This is a genomic window from Halomonas sp. 707D4 (assembly GCF_024158685.1).
GTDB lineage: Bacteria > Pseudomonadota > Gammaproteobacteria > Pseudomonadales > Halomonadaceae > Vreelandella.
In genome coordinates, this window is the sequence record NZ_JAMZBD010000234.1 from 1 (window position 1) to 4,839 (window position 4,839).

Consider the following 4,839-nt stretch of genomic DNA (forward strand, 5'->3'; position numbering starts at 1 on the left):
GGACCACAACACCCGCGAGCGAATCGAGGGCTTCATCAAGGCGCGCGCCGAGCGCGGGCTCGCCACCCGCGACGCCGACCTCCTTCCCTGCGACTACGCCGCCGACAAGGCCCAGGTGGCGCTGGAAGCCTACATGCGTCACCGCACCCGGCTGCCCGCCGCCATGTTCGTGAACTCCACCATCGCGCTGGAGGGCATCGTGCGCTGGCTGCAGCAAAGCGGCCATCAGTTGGACGAGGTGACGGTAGGGTGTTTCGACTGGGACCCGCTGGCCGCCGCGCTCTACCCGCACCTGATGATGGCGCGCCAGAGCGTGGAGGTGATGATCGAGCAACTTTTTGCAATGATCGACGATCCCGCCCAGGCGCCGGGCACGCTCGTCGAGGTGGCGCCGGAACTGATCGGCATCTAGGCGGCGGCGGGGTGAAGAACTGCGCTACACTGGGCCCACGCCCCCTCTTTGAGAGCCCGCCCCATGCCGCACAGCATGACCGCCTTTGCACGCACCGAACGGGCCGCCTCGTTTGGCACCCTCCAGGTCGAGCTGCGCTCGGTCAACCAGCGCTACCTGGACCCGCACTTTCGTCTGCCGGAGACGCTTCGCGAGCTCGAACCTGCGCTTCGCGACGCGCTCAGAACCCGGCTGGGACGCGGCAAGATCGAATGCCAGCTGCGCTTCGAGCCCACCGACAGCGCCCAGTCACCGACCGTGAACGGCGCACGCCTTGTCGAGCTCGCCGAGGCCCTCGCCACCATCGCCGAACACGTGCCGAGCGCCGCCGCGCCCACTACGCTTGCGCTGCTCGACTACCCCGGCGTGCAGGAGACCCGGCATCTGGATCACGACGCCATCCAGCGTGAGGCGCTGGCGCTGTTCGACCAGGCACTCGATGAGCTGATCGCCGCCCGCGCCCGGGAAGGCGAGAAGCTCGGCGCGCTGATCCACGCGCGCCTCACCGCGGTGAGCGAACAGGTCGCCAAGGTGCGTGCGCTGCTCCCCGCCATCATCGAGCGCCAGCGTACTTTGCTGCTCGAACGTCTGGAGAGCGTGAAAGCCGAGCTCGACCCCCAGCGCCTGGAAGCCGAGCTGGTGCTGGTCGCCCAGAAGGCGGACGTGGACGAAGAGCTCGACCGCCTCGACGCCCACGTCGGCGAGGTGCGCCGCCAGCTCGAGCAAGAAGGCCCCCAGGGCCGCCGGCTCGACTTCCTGATGCAGGAGCTCAACCGCGAGGCCAACACCCTCTCGTCGAAGTCCGTGGTCACCGACACCACCCGCTGCGCGGTGGAGTTGAAGGTCTTGATCGAACAGATGCGCGAGCAGATTCAGAATATCGAGTGAGGTAGATGAGTCGAACCCTTTAGTGTGTTCATAGGTTCGTGCACAGCACTACCACCTCTTTCGCCTGTTCAATTTTCGCAAGGGGCCCAAGCTCTTTTTTCTAAAAGGCGATCTTCGCGAGCGGCTGTGGCTCGAGCCGGACAGCTATCGGGCGGGCGTACGTTGACGCCAGGCGGGGCGATACGACCAGAAACCTCATCACCTGCGGTTTGCTATACTTCATTCTCACGATTAATTTAACCTCAGCCCTTCGTTCATCCGCCGGAACTCGGTACGCACGCTTCATGCACGATCATCATGTCTCCTACAACCTGGCCCTGGTGCTGCTCTCCTTCGGTATCGCGACCATCGCCTCCTTTACCGCGCTCGACCTGGCGGGTCGCGTGCGCGCCAGTACCGGGGTAGCCAGCCATCTCTGGCTGGCCGGCGGTGCCTTCGCCATGGGCACGGGGATCTGGGCGATGCACTTCGTCGGCATGCTCGCCATGGAGATGGCGGCCAGCGTCGCCTACGGGCTCTCGCTGACGCTGGTGTCGCTGATCGCCGCGATCGCCACGTCCGCGATCGCCCTGCTGATCGTGCAGCGCGGACGACTGACGCTGGCGCGACTGGGTGGCGGGGCGCTGGTGATGGGCGGCGGGGTGTGCTTGATGCACTACGTCGGCATGTCGGCCATGCACATCGAAGGGCGGCTGCGCTACGAGCCCGCGCTCTTCGCCCTCTCGGTACTCATTGCGGTATCGGCGTCGGCTGCCGCGCTGTGGCTCGTCTTTCGCCTCAATCCGACGGGAGCGCGGCGCTCGCCGCTCTGGCAGCGGCTGGTGGCCGCGGTGATCATGGCACTGGGCATTTCCGGCATGCACTATACGGGCATGGCGGCGGCGGTCTACCCTGCCGACGCGGTGTTGCTCGACGGGGGCGGCGTGTCGGTTGCGCAGCTGGCGGTGAGCGTGGCGCTGGTTTCCACCTGCATCATGCTGGCGGCGCTGATGATCTCGCTGTTCGATGCCCACATGACCTCGCGCAACGCACAGTTGGCGGCATCGCTGCTGGCGGCCAATACCGAGCTCAAGCAGATGATCTACCGCGATGCCCTCACGCAGTTGCCCAATCGACTGCTGCTGGAGGAGCGCCTGGAGGAGCAGCTAGCGGGCTCGGCGACCTTCGCGCTGTTCTTCGTCGATCTCGATCGCTTCAAGCAGGTCAACGACACGCTCGGCCACCACGTGGGCGATCAACTGATTCGCCAGGCGGCGGATCGGCTGCGCGCTGCGGTGCGTGAAAGCGACACCGTCGCCCGGGTCGGCGGCGACGAGTTCATCGTGCTGCTGGGGGAGAGTAGCGGGCGCGAGGAGGCGGACATGCTCGCCCGCCGGCTGGTGAGCACGCTGGACAAGCCGTTTCAGATCGGCTCGAGCGTGGTCAAGGTCTCGACCAGCGTGGGCATCAGCCTCTACCCGGACGATGGGCTTGACCGCCATGCCCTGATGATTCACGCCGATGCCGCGATGTACGCCGCCAAGCGGCTGGGGCGCAACACCTACCAGTTCTTCGAGCTCGACATGACCTCCATCGAGGAGCGACGTATCACGCTCGAGCGCCGGTTGCGCCTGGCGCTCGACAGCGACACGCTGGACCTGGCCTACCAGCCCAAGGTCGAGGTCGAGAGCGGGCGCATCACCGGCGTCGAGGCACTGCTGCGCTGGAAGGACGACGAGCTGGGCATCGTCGAGCCCAGCGAGATCATCCCCCTGGCCGAGGATACCGGGCTGATCCTGCCGCTCGGCGAATGGGTGCTGCGCACGGCCTGCCGCTATGCCCAGCAATGGCATGAAGAGACCGGGCAGGCACTGTTCATCTCGGTGAACATCTCGGCCATCCAGCTCAACAGCCGCCACTTCGTCGAGACGGTCATCAAGGTGCTGGAGGACACCGGCCTGGCGCCCACGTGCCTCGAGCTCGAACTCACCGAAAGCGCCCTGGTGCTCAACCCGGACATCGCCCTGGAAGCGCTCAACGAGCTTCGCGCCCTGGGGATCGCGATCTCGATCGACGACTTCGGCACCGGCTACTCCAACCTCGCCCAGCTGCGCCGCTTTCCCATCGACCGGCTCAAGATCGACCGCGCCTTCATGGCCCACGCCGTCACCGATGCCCAGGACGCCGCCATCGTCAAGGCGGTGGTGGCGCTGGCCCAGAGCCTCGATTTGCAGGTGGTGGCGGAGGGTGTCGAGAACGAGCAGCAGCTCGCCCTGATCAGCCAGCTCCACAGCCACGAATATCAAGGCTACCTGTTCAGCGAGGCGCTCTCCGGCGAGGAACTCAAGCGGTTCTGGGCGGCGCATGCGTCACGCGGCCAAGCGGTCGACCCTTCTGACGAGGGGGCGATGAATTCTGGCGACTGATGGGCTGGCAGCATCGCGGCTTGAAAGATGGAAATTGACGCTTGCCCCGGAGAGTACCCAGAGTAATCTGCAAAGAAACGGGGAGTGCTCGGTCGAGCTGTGGTTCGACACTGGCTCGATTGGCCCGGGGCATGACCCGAGGTGGGCTCAAACTAATGCGCCCATGTCGCTGCTCATAGCCTTATGCGTATTGAAAGAAAACCCCCTGGCGGTTTTGCGCCAATACGCCCGCCGCGACCTGTTCACCGGTTGATAGCGTGCGCGTCACGTTCAGCCGCTGTATTGGCTTGAAGTCATGTGCGAGTACCTCATCAATCGATGAGGGCAGGCTTGCGCTGTTCGTATCGTGCTGGGTCAGCGCATGTAGCCGCGACAGATCATCTAGGCTGTGATGAACGGCGCCCGGGCCGGATAAGCGCCGTCTTCCGGTACTGCCTGGCCCATGATCGTGCTTGGCAGTACCGGTCGGCAAGGCAATGGTCGGCGGTGCAAGCAAGATGGTCGGGTCGATTTCCTTCAATCACCCTGTGGAAATTATTCGCTCCTCAATCGCGGCGCCGGGTTTTAAGCTGTGGGCATTGTGCATCGAGGAGTCCTACATGTCCGTTTCGAACGTTGCTACTCCACGCCGCGTCCTCAAACAGCACCCGGCCCGCCGCGACGATATCGGCGATCTCGTCACCCGGCGACCGTTGCCGGGCTCCGGGCTCGATCAGCTCGACCCGTTCCTGTTTCTGAACCACCACGGTCCGCAGGTGTACCCGGCGAATAACCAGGGCCTGCCGTTCGGGCCGCATCCGCACCGCGGCTTCGAGACGGTGACGTTCATTCTGGAGGGCTCGCTCGCCCATGCCGACAGCGCCGATCACCAGAGCGTGATCCATGCAGGCGGCGTGCAGTGGATGACCGCCGGTAGCGGCATCGTTCACGCGGAGGTGTCGCCGCCAGAATTTCTGCGCGACGGCGGGCCGCTGGAGATTCTCCAGCTGTGGGTCAATCTGCCTTCCCGGCTCAAGATGAGTGCGCCGCGCTACGTGGGGCTCCAGCAGGACGATATTCCCGCCATTGCGCTCAACGGCGGCGCCACGCTGAACC

Annotated in this window: 5 protein-coding genes; 4 read left to right on the top strand and 1 reads right to left on the bottom strand. The window is 65.2% G+C overall.

The features are described from left to right. The 3 genes from BIS11_RS10840 to BIS11_RS10850 form a co-directional block, all read left to right on the top strand. On the top strand, nucleotides 1-412 hold a 412-nt coding region (locus BIS11_RS10840), incomplete at its 5' end, for a substrate-binding domain-containing protein (protein ID WP_253586040.1). Between the two features lie 63 nt (nucleotides 413-475). After that, nucleotides 476-1,339, top strand: coding sequence for a YicC/YloC family endoribonuclease (locus BIS11_RS10845; RefSeq protein WP_253424041.1), 864 nt, complete (start codon nucleotides 476-478; stop codon nucleotides 1,337-1,339). Between the two features lie 284 nt (nucleotides 1,340-1,623). Further along, nucleotides 1,624-3,744 carry a bifunctional diguanylate cyclase/phosphodiesterase gene (locus BIS11_RS10850; protein WP_253424044.1) on the top strand — a complete coding sequence of 707 codons (2,121 nt, stop codon included), beginning with the start codon at nucleotides 1,624-1,626 and terminating at the stop codon, nucleotides 3,742-3,744. A 181-nt stretch (nucleotides 3,745-3,925) separates the two neighbouring features. Here BIS11_RS10850 and BIS11_RS10855 read toward each other — a convergent pair whose 3' ends face one another. Further along, complete coding sequence (locus BIS11_RS10855; protein WP_253586042.1) at nucleotides 3,926-4,264, bottom strand: hypothetical protein; 339 nt, start codon at nucleotides 4,262-4,264, stop codon at nucleotides 3,926-3,928. Between the two features lie 79 nt (nucleotides 4,265-4,343). Between BIS11_RS10855 and BIS11_RS10860 the strand changes: the two genes are divergently transcribed. Further along, the coding region (locus BIS11_RS10860; protein WP_253586041.1) for a pirin family protein at nucleotides 4,344-4,839 on the top strand (496 nt) is incomplete at its 3' end.

Excerpts from the sequence above, each read along its gene's own strand:
- BIS11_RS10845 (WP_253424041.1), top strand. The coding sequence starts at position 476 with ATGCCGCACAGCATGACCGCCTTTGCACGCACCGAACGGGCCGCCTCG.
- BIS11_RS10850 (WP_253424044.1), top strand. The coding sequence starts at position 1,624 with ATGCACGATCATCATGTCTCCTACAACCTGGCCCTGGTGCTGCTCTCC.